We start from the raw sequence: 16784 nt of genomic DNA on the forward strand, positions 1-16784 counted from the left end.
TTTTTTATTCTTCTACACCGGCTCTAACCTTAGAACCGGGTTGGTTTAAAACTCTGGTAAGCTGGGTTCTGTCATATACTGAATTTTCGAAATTCTGGGCCCATTTAATTGCATCGCTTGGGCAGGCATCTACACACAACCCACACTGGGTGCACATTCCGAAATGGTAGATATGCTGGTCAATGATCTTTTTCTTTTTACCGGTGTTTTCATCTATCACCCTGTCCCAGATGATCTCTATGCTTCCATTGGGGCAGGCCAGTTCACATTTCTGGCAACCGGTACAACTATGTTCATTGTTTTCATCGTGAGGCATTACCACCTCTCCGCGAAAGCGTTCGAACATTTTCAGGGTATCCCTATTATCAGGATACTGCTGGGTAATAGCTCCTTTCCGGGAATTCAGAAAATATTTTCCTGTCACGCTCATCCCTGTGAGCAGTGTCTTAATTCCGTTATATATATCAGAGAGATAGCTCATAATTTCTAAAATTGAATACTAAGATTTAGCCATACTATTACTGCCATAATTACTATGTTCACCAGGTTTATAGGTAACAGGTATTTCCATTCCAGGGTGAGTAACTGGTCTACCCTAAGTCTTGGGAAGGTCCAGCGGAACCACATCATTAAGAAAACCAGTATGAATGTTTTGGCCAGGAACCAGAAAACTCCAAGCCAGGGTATAGACTCAGTAACCCCAAAAGGTGAGAGCCAGCCGCCAAAGAATACCGTGGTAGCTATAGCCGCGATTATGAACATATTTATGAACTCAGCAAGGAAGAAGTAAGCAAACTTCATCCCCGAATATTCGGTGTGAAATCCTGCACCTAATTCAGATTCTGCCTCGACCATATCAAAGGGAGCCCGGTTGGTTTCCGCGGTTCCGGCTATCATAAAAACCATAAAGGCAATAATTGCTGGGATATGTCCCTGTACAATTAGCCATCCGTTCTTTTGAACTTCCACGATCTCTGATAGCTGAAGACTTTGGGTTAGCAGAACCATGGTTAACAATGATAGGCCTACTGAAAGTTCATAGCTTATGGTTTGTACTCCGCTTCGCATGGCACCTATGAGAGAGAACTTGTTATTACTACTCCAGCCTCCAAGAAGAATTCCAATAACACCTATAGAGGAGATCGCAATAAGAAAAAAGAGGCCAATATTAAGATCATAAGCCTGAAGCTTTTGGGTAAAAGGAAATATCCCAAGGGCCATTAATGATGTAATGATCACAAAATAGGGGGCAAGATTGTAAAGAAATTTATCGGCTTTAACCGTACCGGTAAGTTCCTTGGAAACCAGCTTCAGGGCATCGGCCATTGTTTGTAGCAGGCCGTGGTAACCCACCCGGTTTGGGCCTAACCTTAGCTGGAACCAGGCGGCAACCTTTCTTTCCAGTAATACCAGATAGAGACCAAGGACAGCAAAGATCCCCAGGTAAATAAGAGCGATCATAGCCATTTTAGGAAGCCCGGTAATTTCAGCAGGAATAATGCTTAAAAAAAGATTGTTTATGTTGATCAATGTATTCATATCACATAATTTATCGGTCAATATCAGGTACAACAATATCTATGGTTGCCATAGTAGCCACCAGGTCACCAATCTTTCCGCCCACGGCAATATGATTCAGTAGAGACAAATTGGATAATCCCGGAGAACGGAACTTTACCCGGTATGGATTCTTTGTTCCAGTACTAATAATATATACTCCAAGTTCTCCTCTGGCAGTTTCCACTTTTTGATAATATTCGCCCTTTGGAAGTTTGATCACCGCATTAGTGGGTACTTTAAAATCACCCTCCGGAATATTGTCAATTAATTGTTCGATGATGGAGATCGATTCCCACATTTCCTGTATCCTAACCCGGTAGCGTGCAAATGAATCTCCTTCAGTGGCCAGTGCTTCCTTAAAATCTACCCTATCCAGTGCGCTGTAGGGATGATGCTTCCTTACATCACATGAATAACCCGAAGCCCGCCCAACAGGACCGGATGCTCCATAGGAAATAGCATCCTCTTTTGTTAACAAACCAACACCTATGGTTCTCTTTTGGAAGATTACATTTCCTGTTAAAAGGCGGTTGTATTCGGGTATTTTTGTTTTGAAATGGGCAATAAATTCTTTTACTCTTTTTACAAAATTGGGATGTATGTCCTGCATTAGCCCTCCCGGAATATTGTAATTCATGGTTAACCGGGCTCCGCAGGTTTCCTCAAATATATCGTTGATCATTTCTCGATCCCTGAAGCCATAGAAGTAAGTGGTAAGGGCACCCACATCCATTCCCATTACTCCCCACCAGAGGCAGTGGGAAGAAATTCGGGTAAGTTCATCAAGAATGGTCCTTATTACTTTTACCCTTTCAGGAATTTCCAGTTGAAGCGCATTTTCCACACAAAGACACACCGCTTCGTTGTTAATATGAGAGGAGAGATAGTCCATCCTGTCTGTTAGGTGAACTATTTGCTGGTAGCTGTCCTTCTCGCACATCTTTTCTATAGAGCGGTGAATATAGCCCAGATCAGGTTCTACTTTTTTGATGATCTCCCCGTCAATAGTCAGTAAAAGCCTTAGAACTCCATGAGTTGCCGGATGCTGAGGCCCCATATTGATGAAGTATTCTTCAGACTTAAAGTTGTTATTTATTGTTGCGGTGCTCATAAGCTTTTATTTAACAACCATATTTACTTCGTCTACATAATCCTTGCGAAGGGGGAATCCTTCCCAGTCCTCGGCAAGAAAGAGTCTTTTCATATTCGGATGATTTTTGAATCTTATTCCGAAGAAATCGTAAACCTCGCGTTCATGAAAATTGGCAGTAGGCCAGATATCCTGTACAGAATCTATAACAGGCGTCTCACGATCACTGGTTTTTGTTCTCACCACCAGGCTATGCCTGTGTTCTGTAGATTCCAGGTGGTATACCACCTCGAGCTCTTTTTCCCAGTCTATTCCGGTAAGGCAATAGAGATAATCAAAATCTGTATCTCTGTTCAGTTTGAGGTAATACATAGTTTCGTGGAGATAATCAGGATGTATGCTAAGGTTAAGAAACTGGGATCCTTCTTCACTAAATTCAAGTTGAACTGCTTCTGGTATTGCAAACCAACCGGTAATTAAATCTTTTAGTTCTTGATTTGTCATGGCTTCCAATTTTAAAGTCCTTCATCAAAACCTTCTATAGGATTCTTCTGTTTCTGCCTGCTTTCAGTTTTAATTTTTTCCTGAAGCAGGATCATTCCCTTGAGTAAGGCTTCCGGGCGGGGAGGACAGCCGGGGACATAGACATCTACTGGGATCACATGGTCGGCACCTTTTACCACCGAATAAGAATTGTAAAAGAAGGGGCCACCAGAGATTGCACAAGCTCCCATCGCGATCACGTATTTAGGTTCTGCCATCTGGTCGTAAAGCCTGCGTAATACCGGTGCCATTTTATTCGTAATGGTACCTGCAATTATGATCAGATCCGCCTGCCGGGGGGAAGGTCTTGCCACCTCAAAGCCAAAACGGGAATAATCGTGACGAGCAGCTCCTGTTTGCATCATTTCTATGGCACAACAACTGGTGCCAAAATAGAGTGACCAAAGAGAATTTGCACGTCCCCAGTTAATGATCTTATCGAGAGAAGTAACTACTATGTTTGCGCCGTTTCCTGCCGGTAAAACTTTACCGGGGAAATCTGCCGGAATCTGATGGTTATTATTTATTCCCATTTTAATGCTCCTTTTTTCCAGGCATAAGCCAGTCCCAGTCCCAGGATAACCAGGAAGATGAGTATTTCAATAAGGGCTACGCTTCCAATTTTGCCAAATACCACGGCCCAGGGTACTAAAAAAGCTATCTCTACATCGAATATCAGGAAGAGAATAGCAAAGAGATAATAGCCTACTTTAAACTGGACCCAGGTTGGCCCAATGGTGGTCATCCCACTTTCGTAGGGTTCCCGCTTTTGCGGATTATCAGATTTTGGTGATATTAATTTTGAAAGAAAGTTCGCGCCGGCTACTAGAATCACCCCGGCAATTAAGAATACTATTATCGCTTCTGAACCCATTTTTACAGGCTTTAGTGGTTAATAAAATTAATAGTATTTAGGTGGGCAGGAACTGATAAAAATCAGTATTCCTGCTATTTTACTTCATAAGTTTCACCGGAAAAGAAAAGGTCGTCTGTGCATTTAAAATGAGACTGTGCCTTGATCTGTTCGGTAAGTGCATTTTCCCTTTCTTCGAAGGTGACATCGTCTACACTTCGTATGATTCCGGTGACCAAAGGATACTCAAGTCTAACCAGCATTTGGTGTAAGGTTGGATCCTTTTCTTTTGCATCATGTACTAGAATATCTTCTTCTGTTATTCCATTCTCCCCAATGCTAACTACTTCCAGTTTAAGACCATTCAGAATGAGACCTTTGCTTCGGTCTTTTCCGAAGATCATTGGTTTGCCATGCTCCACATATAGCTGTTTATCTTCACGTACATTCTTATCAGTATACTTCAGGTAGCATCCGTCATTGAATATCACACAGTTTTGAAGTACTTCTATCAGGGAGGTACCCTTGAATTTTTCAGCTTCTATAAAAGTTTCGGTCATCTCTTTTGGAGTATTCCCCGAAATCCTGGCAAAGAACCTTGCATGTGCTCCAATTGCCAGTTCTCCAGGGGAGAATGGTGGCTGGGTATTCCCGTAGGGAGAAGATTTCGTCTTCTGCCCAACCAGGGAAGTTGGAGAAAACTGTCCCTTGGTAAGTCCATAGATCTCATTGTTAAAAAGGATAATATTAAGGTCTATGTTCCTTCTCAAAACATGTATAAAATGATTGCCTCCAATAGCCATACTGTCTCCGTCACCCGTGATTACCCATACGCTAAGCTCCGGATTTGCAAGTTTGACCCCTGAAGCAATTGCAGGAGCCCTTCCATGAATACCATGCATTCCATAGGTTCCCATATAGTAAGGGAAACGGGAAGAACAGCCGATACCTGAGATAAAAACCACATCTTCCTTCTTTACGCCCATTTCAGGCAGTGCTTTTTGTACCGAGCGTAGGATCACATAGTCATCACAACCCGGGCACCATCGAACCTCCTGGTCGTTGGCGAAATCTTTATATGTATATTTAGTTGCAGTTGTTTCCATGGCTAGCTTAGTGATTTTTTGAATTTTTCAATCAGTTCGGAGTTCGAGAAAGGAAGGCCTTGTATTTTATTGAATTGATGGAATTCAATCCCGTTGAAATTCATTCTCAACACAGATGCGAATTGCCCGTTATTGAGTTCGCACACTACGATCTTTTTAAAGCGTTTAAGCAAATCCCCAGTATTCTTTGGTAGGGGATTGATATAGTTGAAGTGAGCGTACCCTATATTGGTATGACCTTCTTCATAAAGTTGTTTTACGGCGGTATGCAGGGCTCCGTAAGTTCCTCCCCAGCCAATCACAAGAAGGTCTCCGCTGTCCGTGAATTCGGGCACGATTGAGGGAATATAATTCTCAACCCGTTTTACCTTTTCGGCACGGGTTATCGTCATTATTTCGTGATTTTCGGGTACATAGGAAACATTACCGGTCACCCGGTCTTTTTCAAGTCCGCCAACACGATGTTCAAGGCCCGGAGTGCCTGGGATAGCCCAGTTTCTTGCCAGCGTTTCCGGATCCCTGTCATATGGATGCCAGTTTTCCCTGGCTTCCCTGATCTTATGATTCCTGATATCGGGCATCTCATCGATACTTTTGATTTTCCATGGCGCTGAGCCGTTAGCTATGTATCCATCAGTTAACAATATCACAGGAGTCATATGCTCTAATGCCAGTTTAGCTGCCTGGTACGCGTAATTAAAACAATTGGCCGGTGTACTCGCGGCGATCACTATCACCGGGCTTTCTCCGTTACGACCGTATAAGGCCTGCAAAAGATCAGATTGTTCGGTTTTGGTAGGAAGGCCAGTCGATGGTCCTCCTCGCTGAACGTTCACTACTACAAGCGGTAATTCTACCATCATTGCAAGACCCAGAGCTTCCCCTTTAAGAGCTAATCCCGGGCCGGAAGTTGTAGTAATGGCAAGGTCACCGGCAAACGAAGCTCCAATTGCTGATGTGATTCCGGCGATCTCATCCTCAGCCTGAAATGCCTTCACTCCAAAATGCTTATGCTTCACAAGTTCGTGTAAAATATCTGTAGCGGGGGTGATAGGGTAGGAGCCTAAGAACAGTTCCAGCCCGGATTTTTCTGCAGCGGCAAGGAAGCCCCAGGCAGTAGCGGTATTTCCCATGATGATTCTATATTGACCGCCAGCCATTTTTGCGGGAGATATGCTATAGGAGTTAGGGATTAGTTCTATGGTTTCGGCATAGAAGTAACCTGAATTGAGCACCTTGGTGTTTGCTTCTATTAATTCAGGCTTGTTTTTAAATTTTTTATTGAAGAAATCTATGGTATGCTCGGGAGACCGGTTATACAGCCAGTAAACCATCCCAAGAGCGAACATATTCTTACTTCTGGTAATACTTTTATTGTCCAGCCCTTCAACTTCCTTAAGTGCTTCTTTTGTAAGTGAAGTCATTTGTACCTGTACCACCCTGTAATTCTCAAGGCTGCCATCTTCCAGCGGGTTCGAATCGTATTGTGCTTTCTCAAGGTTCTTTTTGGTAAAGGAATCGGTGTCTACTATAATAGTATGTCCTGGTTTTACAGCATACAGATTGGTTTTTAATCCGGCCGGGTTCATAGCAACCAGCAGATCCACATTATCTCCCGGAGTACTTATCTCTACACTTCCTATATGTACCTGGAATCCGGAAACGCCATAGAGGCTCCCCTGGGGAGCTCTTATTTCAGAAGGATAATTTGGGAAAGTGGCTACATCATTACCGAACATGGCCGAGGTGTCTGAAAACTGAGTTCCTGTTAGCTGCATTCCGTCTCCGGAGTCCCCAACAAAACGAATTACAACTGCTTCCAGAGCTTCGGCTTGTGTTTTTTTAGCTTGTGCGATCATATGAGTGGGCTATTAGTAACTGTTGGGATATTAACCCTTAGTTGTAGTATTTGAACCAAATTTAATTTTACTCATAAGCTTTAAATATGACTGATGTCATATAAACCTGATATTCAGAATCGGAAATTAATTTTTTGGGGATACCGAAATATGACATTTGTCATATTAATCGAGGATGCTACTGTCTAATTTTATTCGAAAGTTCAACCAAATAATTTAGCTATGTCTCTTATTATTACCGATGAGTGCATCAACTGCGATGCCTGTATTTCTGAATGTCCAAATAATGCTATCTACGAACCCGATCAGGAATGGTCTTATTCAGATGAGACTGTTTTAAGCGGAACCGTGACAACACCCAGTGGTAAGGAGGTAGATGCCGATGCCGAAAATGAACCTTTGTCTGACGAATTCTATTTTATTGTTAGTGACAAGTGTACAGAGTGTAAAGGATTTCATGATGAACCACAGTGCGCATCAGTATGTCCTGTAGACTGCTGTGTGCCCGATGATAATCACCAGGAATCTGAAGAAGAATTACTGGAGAAAAAAGCCTGGTTACACGGCGAATAAATTTATTTAAATACTTTCAAGATGGCTGCAAAACCCCCGAAGCTTATCTGCGATGCCAATGAGGCTGTCGCAAGAGTGGCTCATAAAACGAACGAAGTCTGCGCTATTTATCCAATTACACCAGCCTCGCCCATGGGCGAGCATGTAGACGTTTTTAGCTCAAAAGGTGAAAAGAATATCTGGAATAATGTTCCAAGAATTGTTGAAATGCAAAGTGAAGGGGGTGCTGCGGGTGCGGTTCATGGCTCTCTACAGGCCGGTGCACTCACCACCACCTTTACCGCATCACAGGGCCTGCTGCTCATGATTCCTAATATGTATAAAATCGCCGGGGAATTATTGCCCACCGTAATTCATGTGGCGGCAAGGACCATTGCCACTCATGCACTGTCTATCTTTGGAGATCATTCTGATGTAATGGCCGCGAGACAGACGGGATTTTCCATGTTATTTGGAGGATCTGTTCAGGAGGCGATGGACTTTGCCCTTATCTCCCAGGTAGCTACCTTACGGTCCCGCGTACCTTTTCTGAATATATTTGATGGTTTCAGGACCTCACACGAGATCTCTAAGATCGATGCGATACCAGACGAGGTGATAAAAGCCATGATGCCTGAAGATAAGATCATGGCTCATAAGAAACGAAGTCTTGATCCCGATAATCCCGTGATTAGAGGAACTTCTCAGAATCCCGATGTATTCTTCCAGGCTCGTGAAGCCGCTAACCTTCATTATGAAAAGGTACCGGCAATTGTTCAGTCGGTTATGGATGAATTCTATAAACATACCGGTCGCAAGTATAAGTTGTTCGATTATATAGGACACCCACAGGCTGAAAAGGTGATCATCATAATGGGTTCCGGAGAAGGAGCTGTAAGGGAAACTGTAGATACCCTGCTTAATTCAGATGAAAAAGTAGGGGTGCTACTGGTACGTCTTTTCAGACCATTCTCAATTGAACATTTTATCAATGAAATTCCTGAAAGCGTTAAGAAAATCGCAGTTCTGGATCGTACCAAAGAACCCGGAAGTACAGGAGAGCCTTTATACCTCGATGTTGTTACAGCCTTCAGTGAAAGTGACAGACCAAAACCGCTTATCATAGGTGGCCGTTACGGACTATCTTCCAAAGAGTTTAATCCGGCCATGGTTAAAGGGATCTTTGATGAGCTTTTAAAGGATAAACCTAAAAACCATTTTACCATTGGTATTAATGATGATGTAAGCTTTAAGAGCCTACTTTACAATCCGGTATTCAAGACCAAAAAATCCACCTTTAACTGTATGTTCTATGGCCTGGGGTCTGACGGGACAGTGGGCGCCAATAAGAACTCTATCAAGATCATTGGAGAAACTACCGATAATTATGTGCAGGGTTATTTTGTATATGACTCTAAAAAGGCCGGGGCCCAAACGGTGTCTCACCTGCGCTTTGGACCAGAGCCCATTTATTCAAGTTATCTTATAAATACTGCAGATTTTGTTGCCTGTCATCAGTTCAATTTTATACATAAGTATGACATTCTTAAAAAGATCAAAACCGGTGGAACATTCTTGTTAAACTCACCATTCTCAAAAGAAGATATCTGGGATGAACTTCCTAAGAAAATGCAGGAAGAGATCGTAGAAAAGGAACTGCAGTTTTATGTGGTAGATGCAACTAAAGTGGCACATGATACCAAACTGGGTAAAAGAACCAATACCGTATTGCAAACCTGCTTCTTTGCCATTTCAGGTGTACTCCCAAAAGAAGAAGCTATCCAGAAGATCAAGGACGCGATCGTGAAATCTTATTCTCATAAGGGTGATAAGATAGTGAACATGAATTTTAACGCGGTAGACAAGTCTCTTGAGTATCTTCAAAAGGTAGATTATCCTAAGAATATCACCAGTACCAGAGGCTTTAAGCCTATCATGACCGGGGATGCAGATCCTTTTGTGAAAGAAGTATTAGGTAAGATCCTGGCAGGAGAAGGCGATGAACTTCCAGTGAGCGCTTTCCCGATTGACGGAACTTTCCCTACAAGTACCACTCAGTATGAAAAACGCGGAATTGCCGATTTTATTCCAGTGTGGGAAGGAGAGGACCTATGTACCCAGTGTAATAAGTGTGTAGCTATCTGTCCGCATGCAGCGATCAGGGCTAAAGTTGTGCCCAATGAGGATCTGGCAGCTGCTCCTTCTTCGCTTAAAGCAGTTCCTGCAAAAGGAAGACCTTTTGCCAGTGATACCGAATCTTATGTGTTGCAGGTGTCTCCTGAAGACTGTACAGGATGTGATCTCTGTGTAGCTGTTTGTCCTGCCGAAAGCAAAGAAATAGAAAACTTCAAGGCAATAAATATGAGGAACAAACTCGATGTGACCGCTGAGGAGAATCAAAACTGGAACTATTTTACCACATTGCCTTATTATGACAGGACCGAACTTCAGATTACAAATGTAAAAGGATCTCAATTCCTTGAACCTTTATTTGAATTTTCCGGAGCCTGTTCGGGTTGTGGTGAAACACCATATATCAAGATGCTCACCCAGCTTTATGGAGACAGTATCCTTATAGCCAATGCTACCGGATGTTCGTCAATTTACGGAGGTAATTTACCTACCACGCCATATAAGAAGAACGATATGGGGCATGGTCCGGCCTGGGCTAACTCATTATTTGAAGACAATGCCGAATTCGGACTTGGAATGAGGCTGGCGCTGACAAAGAAACAGGAGATCGCCGTTGATCTGCTTAGATCCCTGGAAGACTATGTGGGTAAAGAGCTGGTAGAGGCTATTCTCAGCAATCCTGAAGAAAATGAAATTCAGAAAAAAGAAAAGCATAGCCAGATAGCTGAACTTAAACAGATCCTTTCAGGAATAGACGATGAAAAAGCAGTTAAGCTAAATGAACTGTCAGAATATCTCCGCAAAAAAGCGGTCTGGATACTTGGCGGGGACGGCTGGGCTTATGATATAGGTTACGGTGGCGTGGATCACGTCCTAGCATCGGGAGAGGATGTTAATATCCTGGTGATGGATACCGAAGTTTACTCCAATACCGGCGGACAAATGTCTAAAGCCACACCTCTTGGAGCCAGTGCAAAATTTGCAGTATCAGGAAAAAGGACTTCTAAGAAAAGTCTTGCCTTACAGGCGGTCTCTTATCAGAACGTTTATGTAGCACAGGTTGCGATAGGAGCCAAGGACCTGCAAACCCTTAAGGCTATTGAAGAGGCAACGGCTTATCCGGGACCTTCTATTATTATTGCTTATTCTCACTGCGGAGAGCACGGTTATGACCTCAAGTTTGGAGCCCGTCAGCAGGAGAAAGCCGTAGAATCGGGTTACTGGCCATTATTCAGGTTTGATCCTTTAAAACCAAAAGGTAAAAAATTCAAGCTTGATTCTAAGCCACCTCAGATTCCTGTTAAGGAGTTTATGTACAACGAAACGCGTTTCACAAGGGTAGCTAAAGAGAACCCTGAAACTGGAGCCGCTTTGCTTAAACAGGCTCAGGAAGAGGTGGAAACCAAATGGGAAAGACTTGAGCTCTTTAGAGATATGTAACAAGTAAATAACTAACTCAAATAAATAATACGTTTTTGGTTATGAAAAACTTTTAGAAGGGTTTAAATAGCTAAAAACGTATTTTTTTTAACCACCTAAATTAAAGATTATGGAAAATAACGTGATCAGGACCCTGGATCAGGCCATTAAAAAGCTTGATGAGGCAAGAGAAGAGCTGGGAAGACCCGAGGAAGATGTGGTATCGTTCCTTGTGTGTAAAAATGCCCAATTTGCAATAGAGAATCTTTTAAAAGCTTATCTGTTGAAGAACAATATTGATCCTGCAGAATATAAAACCGTAGATAGTCTTTATAAAAAATGCAGGTCTATCAATAAGAATTTTGAGCAGATAGACCTTTCCGGTTTTAATTGTAAGGCAACCGATATGAATAAGAGTTATTGTACCGATACTCCCACCGTGAGTAAATGTTACAGGATGGCCGATGAATTGAACTCTTTTCTGCGTAAAGAACAACTTTTTAGTTAGCTTTTGATATCAGTCTTAAATTATAATAGGGATTAAGAAAAGGTACTGCATTTAGGCCGGTGCTTTTTCTGAAATAGAATGGCATGTTCAAGAACGAGATATGCCGCCGTCACTAAATTGCGAATTTCAAAATATTCAGCACTAAAACAGTTTTTGTCAAATTCCTGTTTTATAAGACCTCTCATCAGTTTTAACTCTTTAAGAGCATTTTCTTTCTCAAAAGGAGTTGTGAGGTAGACAAGTTCATAGGTCATGAGGGCTTTAAGCCTGTCTTTTAATTTTTCGAGAGTTTTTCCTTTTTGATAAGCTATTCTGCTCCTGCTTTCCATCGATATTGAATTCGGTTGACGGCTTATTTTATCAAGGCGTGGCAACAGATATTTAACCGCCTGATGTGAAAATACAATAGCTTCAAGTAATGAATTGGAGGCCAGGCGATTTGAGCCATGAAGCCCCGTGCAACTACATTCACCTGATGCAAAGAGATTTTTAATAGAGGTCTGTGCATTTTTATCAACCTTTATACCTCCACACTGATAATGTGCTGCAGGGATCACTGGAATAGTATCTGTTTCTACATTTATTCCCTTTTTCCTGCAATATTCAACGATGGTAGGGAAATGATCGGCGAATTTTTTCTGGTCAAGATGTCTGCAATCGAGATACACACATTTCTCTCCTGAATCTGAAAGTTCCTTTAAAATACTGGCAGAAATAATATCCCTGGTAGCAAGTTCTCCTCTGGAATCATGTTGGAATAAAAACCGTTTCCCTTTATTATTTACCAGGTAGGCTCCATATCCCCTAACGGCTTCTGAAATGAGGAATAGAGGACCGTGGTTTTTTTCAAATAAAGCAGTGGGATGAAATTGTATAAAATTCATGTCGGCTATGTCAGCCCCGGCATTATATGCCATAGCAACCCCATCGGCTGTTGCCACAGGTGGATTGGTGGTATTATGGAAAAGCTTTCCGCTTCCTCCGGTAGCCAGAAGTGTTACTTTGCTCTTAATTTCGCTAAGTATATTTTTAGTGAGGTTAAGCGCCCTTATTCCTACACAAGTGTTAACTCCTTCGTTTGATTTTATGATAAGATCTGTTACAAAATAACGAGAGAAGAGTTTAATATTAGGATATGAGGCAGCTTTAGCAAGTAACTTGGTTTGGATCTCAAATCCCGTAAAATCCTGTTTATGGAGTATCCTGTTAAAAGAATGTCCGCCTTCCAGGCCCAGATCGAAATCGCCATTTTGGGAAAGATCAAAATTGCTTCCCCATTGCATCAGTTCCGTTAGTCTCTGGGGCGCCTGTTCCACTACCATCCTTACAACTTCAGGGTCGTTGAAGCCTTTTCCTGCTTTAATGGTATCTTCCAGGTGAGATTCAAAACTATCCTGTTCATTATTCAGAACCACCGCTATGCCACCCTGGGCTTTAATGGTGTTTCCAGATTCAGGATATTCTTTGGTGAAAATAGAAATATCCAGGTCTGGTCTTGCTTCTGCTAATTTTATGGCAAACGAAAGACCGGCAATTCCTGAGCCTACAATGGCTATGTCAGTTTGAAACAACATATCAATTCGATAATTCGAGCATTCGGTTAATTGGGAGTGCGGCTTTTTTCATTATATCTTGCTCCAGTATAATTTCAGGAGTTTCATGCTTCAGGCATGAGTAGAGTTTTTCAAGACTATTCATCTTCATATAGGCACATTCACTGCAGGCGCAACTGTTATTCTCTTTAGCAGGAGCAGGAATTATGGTTTTGTCGGGAAAATGCTTCTGCATATCGTAAAGAATACCGGCTTCTGTGGCGACGATAAATGTGTTCCAGTCACTTTCAGCAATATGTTGAATTAGTCCCGATGTTGAACCAATATAGGATGCGGCCCTTAAAATATGCCTTTCTGATTCCGGATGTGCAATGATCCTGGCCGAAGGGTATTTTTTATGCAGGTCCAGTAGCTTATCTATCGAAAAAGCTTCGTGAACCATACAGGAACCATCCCATAAAAGCATCTCACGGCCGGTCTTTTGGATGAGGTAATCTCCCAGGTTTTTATCGGGAGCGAAAATAATCTCTTTATCCATCGGGATGGAATTGATCACCTTTTCAGCATTTGATGAAGTACACACAAAATCACTCATCGTTTTTATCTCGGCCGAACAATTTATATAGGTTACTACCACATGTTCTGGATGCTGTTGAATAAACTTTTTAAAACTCTTAGGTTCACAACTATCGGCCAGTGAACACCCGGCATTCAGATCGGGTAAGAGTACCTTCCTTTGTGGGTTCAGGATCTTGGCGGTTTCGGCCATAAAATGAACTCCGGCGAAAACGATGATCTCTGCCTGGCTCTGAGCTGCTCTTTTCGCAAGTTCCAGGCTGTCTCCAACAAAGTCGGCCACTTGTTTTATCGCAGGTTCCTGATAATAATGAGCAAGGACCACAGCATTTTTTTCTTTTTTGAGTAGTTGTACTTTATCCTGTAATTTTTGAGTTTCAGAAGGAGTTAATTTCATTTATGGAAATTCTTAAAGAAGAGGCTGCTTTCAAGCCTTTTAATTCATCGGGTTACAAAATTAGAGCCTGCCTTCAGCTTAATTTATGACGAAAGTCATTTTTTGAGTAGAAACTGAATTTCAATCTCTATGTTTTTTACTAAAATTCTATGATAAAAGATCAATTTTATAACTTCGGAAATTCTGAAAGAAAATTCAGGAATTATAAAATTTAAAAAGGGAATGCAGATTAGTGATATCAATGGAAAGGTAAGGCTGAGAAATGGTGTTGAAATGCCATATCTTGGACTGGGAGTCTATAAAGCGAAAGATGGAGCAGAAGTTATTAATTCGGTTGGCCATGCCCTGGAGCATGGGTATCGTTTAATAGACACAGCCTCTTTCTATGAGAATGAAGCAGGGGTGGGAGAGGCAATAAAGAACTCAGGGATTCCCAGGAAAGAAATATTTGTCACTACAAAGATCTGGATTGATGATCAGGGAGAGGAGTCTACCCGGGAAGCCTTTGAAACTTCGCTTTATAAACTGGATATGGATTATGTGGACCTGTATCTTATTCACTGGCCTGTTCCAGGTAAATTTCTTGATACCTGGCAGATTATCCAGGAGTTATATGAGGAAGGAAAAGCGAGGGCAATAGGTGTAAGTAATTGTTTAATCCATCACCTGGAAAGTATAAAACAGTTTGGAGGTGTTGAGCCCATGGTCTTACAGAATGAATTTCATCCAAGACTCGTTCAACAGGAGATTCTGGAATATTGTGAAAACAATAATATCCTTTACCAGGCATGGTCTCCTTTAATGAGAGGTGAAATTTTAACCAATCCGGTCATTAAAGACCTGGCTAAAAGATATTCTAAAAGTCCGGCTCAGATCGTTATAAGGTGGGATCTTCAAAAAGGAGTTGCCTCCATACCTAAAAGCGTGCATAAGGAAAGAATTATAGAGAATTCCAAGGTATTCGATTTTGATTTGAGAGCTGAGGAAATAGCTTTGATAGACTCTCTTGAAAATGATACCCGTACAGGAGCTCACCCCGATCATTTTATGGAACATTTTCAGAAAAAACCATGAAAATTTTAAATTTCGATTTCCTTTTGATAATTAAAATAAAGCTGTTTAATTTGCAGTCCTGAATCGGGATGTGGCGCAGTCTGGTAGCGTATACGCATGGGGTGCGTGGGGTCGCTGGTTCGAATCCAGTCATCCCGACTTTTTCAATATTTCATTAAGAAATAAAACACAGGGTAATTACATGGTTTTTATGTAATTACCCTTTTTTAATTTGAATGGAATTTTTTTACTTTCTTCAATTTCAAATTGGATACAGAACAGAAATAAGTATTCTAAAGTTAAATAAATCTTGATAAAGATGTTCTTCTAGTTGATTCACGATGAATAATATCAGCTTGTATGATAAATTCAAGTCGTTCTAGAGATAACTTTCCATCAATCCGGTCTGCTATGGTATGCACGGCCATTTCTCCCTGTTCCCTGGCTTTTTGATCAATGGTGCTTATAGATGGTAAAAAGGTTTCTCCCATTATTCCATTTGTAAAACCTATAAGGGACACTTCTTCGGGTATTTTAAAACCTAAGTTTAGTAGTTGGCGCGCAGTTAGCACTGTTGTCAATTCATCAGAAGTCAGGATCCCATCTATTTTCTCTTTAATAAGCAGTCTTTTTAAATCTTTAAAGGGGTATTGTGTTGAGTTTACTTCCAGTTCTAAACATTTGTCTTCTAAATTGTATTTACTTAAAGCGTTTCTATATCCCTTATTTCTGTTTTCGCTTACACTGGTTTTGGTTATTCCAGAAATATATACGATTCGTGAGCATCCAGAGTTCAAAAGTTCCAGTGTGGCCAGTTCTGCTTCAAGCTTGTCATCAATAAAAATCTTATCAGCTTCTATTTCATTAAGAATTCTGTCAAACATCACCAGAGGAATATCAAATTTTCCAGGAAAATTTAGGTGCTCTATCTGTTTTGTGGCTTGTGTTTCTCTGGATGGTGAAATCAATATGCCATCAACTTGAGACCTAATGAGCATCTCTATTGCTTGCTTTTCTTTCTCAACAGATTCTTTAGAAATGCATATAATCACTTTATATCCTAATTCTGTCGCTTTCTCTTCAATTCCGTCAAGCACCATAGAGAAGAAATTTGGAAGAATGTCAGGAACTATTATTCCCAGGGTATTAGTTTTACTTGATTTTAGACCCTGGGCAAAACTGTTGGGAAAATAATTACTTATAGTAGCCAATTCTTTTACTCTGTTTTTTGTCTCCGTACTAATTTCAGAACTTCCGTTTAAGGCCTTTGAAACTGTACTTATAGAGAGATTAAGTTTGAAAGCCAGTTCCTTTAATGTCATTTTCTTGTTCATTCCTCAATTTTTATAATAAAAATGTATTTACTATTTATGGGTAATTGTTTTGGTTTCAATATAATAAGAAATTATGTTATCGATTACATTTTTATCTATATACCTGGAAAAACAGCTAATCTACTCATTACTGATTATTAATTTCCAAAAAACAGCGCTTAAAAAGTTATGTATTACGAAAAACCACCTTCTAAAAATAGGTAAATACAAAAATTTTGCTGAAAATATTTTGTTTTTGATATATAATA

At 41.0% G+C, this 16784-nt stretch carries 15 protein-coding genes and 1 tRNA gene; 5 read left to right on the forward strand and 11 right to left on the reverse strand.

Annotated features, from left to right (window positions below; translation table 11 throughout):
- Nucleotides 1-4: 4 nt before the first annotated feature.
- The 8 genes from NE848_RS03305 to NE848_RS03340 all read right to left on the reverse strand — a co-directional run bounded on the left by NE848_RS03305 (nt 5) and on the right by NE848_RS03340 (nt 7011).
- Nucleotides 5-481, reverse strand: coding sequence for a 4Fe-4S dicluster domain-containing protein (locus tag NE848_RS03305; RefSeq protein ID WP_252110783.1), 477 nt, complete (start codon nt 479-481; stop codon nt 5-7).
- A gap of 5 nt (nt 482-486) precedes the next feature.
- Nucleotides 487-1539, reverse strand: a complete 1053-nt coding sequence (nuoH, locus tag NE848_RS03310; protein ID WP_252110784.1) for an NADH-quinone oxidoreductase subunit NuoH — start codon at nt 1537-1539, stop codon at nt 487-489.
- A gap of 10 nt (nt 1540-1549) precedes the next feature.
- A complete protein-coding gene (locus NE848_RS03315; RefSeq protein WP_252110785.1) occupies nt 1550-2671 on the reverse strand; it encodes an NADH-quinone oxidoreductase subunit D in 1122 nt (373 codons plus the stop codon).
- A gap of 6 nt (nt 2672-2677) precedes the next feature.
- A complete protein-coding gene (locus NE848_RS03320) occupies nt 2678-3154 on the reverse strand; it encodes an NADH-quinone oxidoreductase subunit C (protein WP_252110786.1) in 477 nt (158 codons plus the stop codon).
- Between the two features lie 11 nt (nt 3155-3165).
- Nucleotides 3166-3726: an NADH-quinone oxidoreductase subunit B gene (locus tag NE848_RS03325; RefSeq protein WP_252110787.1), complete on the reverse strand. Its 561-nt coding sequence runs from the start codon at nt 3724-3726 to the stop codon at nt 3166-3168.
- Nucleotides 3717-4067 carry an NADH-quinone oxidoreductase subunit A gene (locus NE848_RS03330; protein ID WP_252110788.1) on the reverse strand — a complete coding sequence of 117 codons (351 nt, stop codon included), beginning with the start codon at nt 4065-4067 and terminating at the stop codon, nt 3717-3719. Before NE848_RS03330 ends, NE848_RS03325 begins: the two co-directional genes overlap by 10 nt.
- Before the next feature lie 74 nt (nt 4068-4141).
- Nucleotides 4142-5152 (reverse strand): 2-oxoacid:ferredoxin oxidoreductase subunit beta, encoded by a 1011-nt coding sequence (locus tag NE848_RS03335; RefSeq protein WP_252110789.1) that lies wholly within the window; start codon nt 5150-5152, stop codon nt 4142-4144.
- A gap of 2 nt (nt 5153-5154) precedes the next feature.
- Nucleotides 5155-7011 (reverse strand): 2-oxoacid:acceptor oxidoreductase subunit alpha, encoded by a 1857-nt coding sequence (locus NE848_RS03340; protein WP_252110790.1) that lies wholly within the window; start codon nt 7009-7011, stop codon nt 5155-5157.
- A gap of 222 nt (nt 7012-7233) precedes the next feature.
- Between NE848_RS03340 and NE848_RS03345 the strand changes: the two genes are divergently transcribed.
- The 3 genes from NE848_RS03345 to NE848_RS03355 all read left to right on the forward strand — a co-directional run bounded on the left by NE848_RS03345 (nt 7234) and on the right by NE848_RS03355 (nt 11623).
- The gene (locus NE848_RS03345; RefSeq protein WP_252110791.1) at nt 7234-7584 is read left to right on the forward strand and encodes a 4Fe-4S binding protein; all 351 of its coding nucleotides are present in this window, start codon (nt 7234-7236) and stop codon (nt 7582-7584) included.
- A gap of 21 nt (nt 7585-7605) precedes the next feature.
- Complete coding sequence (gene nifJ / locus NE848_RS03350; protein WP_252110792.1) at nt 7606-11136, forward strand: pyruvate:ferredoxin (flavodoxin) oxidoreductase; 3531 nt, start codon at nt 7606-7608, stop codon at nt 11134-11136.
- Nucleotides 11137-11245: 109 nt separating this feature from the next.
- Nucleotides 11246-11623, forward strand: a complete 378-nt coding sequence (locus NE848_RS03355) for a HEPN domain-containing protein (RefSeq protein ID WP_252110793.1) — start codon at nt 11246-11248, stop codon at nt 11621-11623.
- Between the two features lie 32 nt (nt 11624-11655).
- On the opposite strand, the gene nadB is transcribed toward NE848_RS03355, so the two are convergent.
- The gene (nadB, locus tag NE848_RS03360) at nt 11656-13197 is read right to left on the reverse strand and encodes an L-aspartate oxidase (protein WP_252110794.1); all 1542 of its coding nucleotides are present in this window, start codon (nt 13195-13197) and stop codon (nt 11656-11658) included.
- A 1-nt stretch (nt 13198) separates the two neighbouring features.
- The gene (gene nadA / locus NE848_RS03365; RefSeq protein WP_252110795.1) at nt 13199-14149 is read right to left on the reverse strand and encodes a quinolinate synthase NadA; all 951 of its coding nucleotides are present in this window, start codon (nt 14147-14149) and stop codon (nt 13199-13201) included.
- Between the two features lie 222 nt (nt 14150-14371).
- On the opposite strand from nadA, the gene NE848_RS03370 reads away from it, so the two are divergent.
- Both NE848_RS03370 and NE848_RS03375 read left to right on the forward strand, forming a co-directional pair.
- Entirely contained in the window at nt 14372-15223 is an 852-nt protein-coding gene (locus tag NE848_RS03370; RefSeq protein ID WP_252110796.1) for an aldo/keto reductase, read from the forward strand.
- Between the two features lie 64 nt (nt 15224-15287).
- Nucleotides 15288-15361 (forward strand) — tRNA-Pro (locus tag NE848_RS03375).
- Nucleotides 15362-15501: 140 nt separating this feature from the next.
- Here NE848_RS03375 and NE848_RS03380 read toward each other — a convergent pair.
- On the reverse strand, nt 15502-16536 hold the full coding sequence (locus tag NE848_RS03380; RefSeq protein ID WP_252110797.1) for a LacI family DNA-binding transcriptional regulator: 1035 nt from the start codon (nt 16534-16536) through the stop codon (nt 15502-15504).
- Between the last annotated feature and the right edge of the window lie 248 nt (nt 16537-16784).

It is taken from the genome of Gramella jeungdoensis, from assembly GCF_023805255.1.
Taxonomy (GTDB): Bacteria; Bacteroidota; Bacteroidia; order Flavobacteriales; family Flavobacteriaceae; genus Christiangramia; species Christiangramia jeungdoensis.

Coding starts and splice junctions, on each gene's coding strand:
- nadB (WP_252110794.1), bottom strand. CDS start 13,197: ATGTTGTTTCAAACTGACATAGCCATTGTAGGCTCAGGAATTGCCGGT.
- NE848_RS03305 (WP_252110783.1), bottom strand. CDS start 481: ATGAGCTATCTCTCTGATATATATAACGGAATTAAGACACTGCTCACA.
- NE848_RS03380 (WP_252110797.1), bottom strand. CDS start 16,536: ATGAACAAGAAAATGACATTAAAGGAACTGGCTTTCAAACTTAATCTC.
- NE848_RS03370 (WP_252110796.1), top strand. CDS start 14,372: ATGCAGATTAGTGATATCAATGGAAAGGTAAGGCTGAGAAATGGTGTT.
- NE848_RS03330 (WP_252110788.1), bottom strand. CDS start 4,067: ATGGGTTCAGAAGCGATAATAGTATTCTTAATTGCCGGGGTGATTCTA.
- NE848_RS03355 (WP_252110793.1), top strand. CDS start 11,246: ATGGAAAATAACGTGATCAGGACCCTGGATCAGGCCATTAAAAAGCTT.
- NE848_RS03340 (WP_252110790.1), bottom strand. CDS start 7,011: ATGATCGCACAAGCTAAAAAAACACAAGCCGAAGCTCTGGAAGCAGTT.
- NE848_RS03320 (WP_252110786.1), bottom strand. CDS start 3,154: ATGACAAATCAAGAACTAAAAGATTTAATTACCGGTTGGTTTGCAATA.
- NE848_RS03315 (WP_252110785.1), bottom strand. CDS start 2,671: ATGAGCACCGCAACAATAAATAACAACTTTAAGTCTGAAGAATACTTC.
- NE848_RS03335 (WP_252110789.1), bottom strand. CDS start 5,152: ATGGAAACAACTGCAACTAAATATACATATAAAGATTTCGCCAACGAC.
- nifJ (WP_252110792.1), top strand. CDS start 7,606: ATGGCTGCAAAACCCCCGAAGCTTATCTGCGATGCCAATGAGGCTGTC.
- NE848_RS03345 (WP_252110791.1), top strand. CDS start 7,234: ATGTCTCTTATTATTACCGATGAGTGCATCAACTGCGATGCCTGTATT.
- NE848_RS03325 (WP_252110787.1), bottom strand. CDS start 3,726: ATGGGAATAAATAATAACCATCAGATTCCGGCAGATTTCCCCGGTAAA.
- nuoH (WP_252110784.1), bottom strand. CDS start 1,539: ATGAATACATTGATCAACATAAACAATCTTTTTTTAAGCATTATTCCT.
- nadA (WP_252110795.1), bottom strand. CDS start 14,149: ATGAAATTAACTCCTTCTGAAACTCAAAAATTACAGGATAAAGTACAA.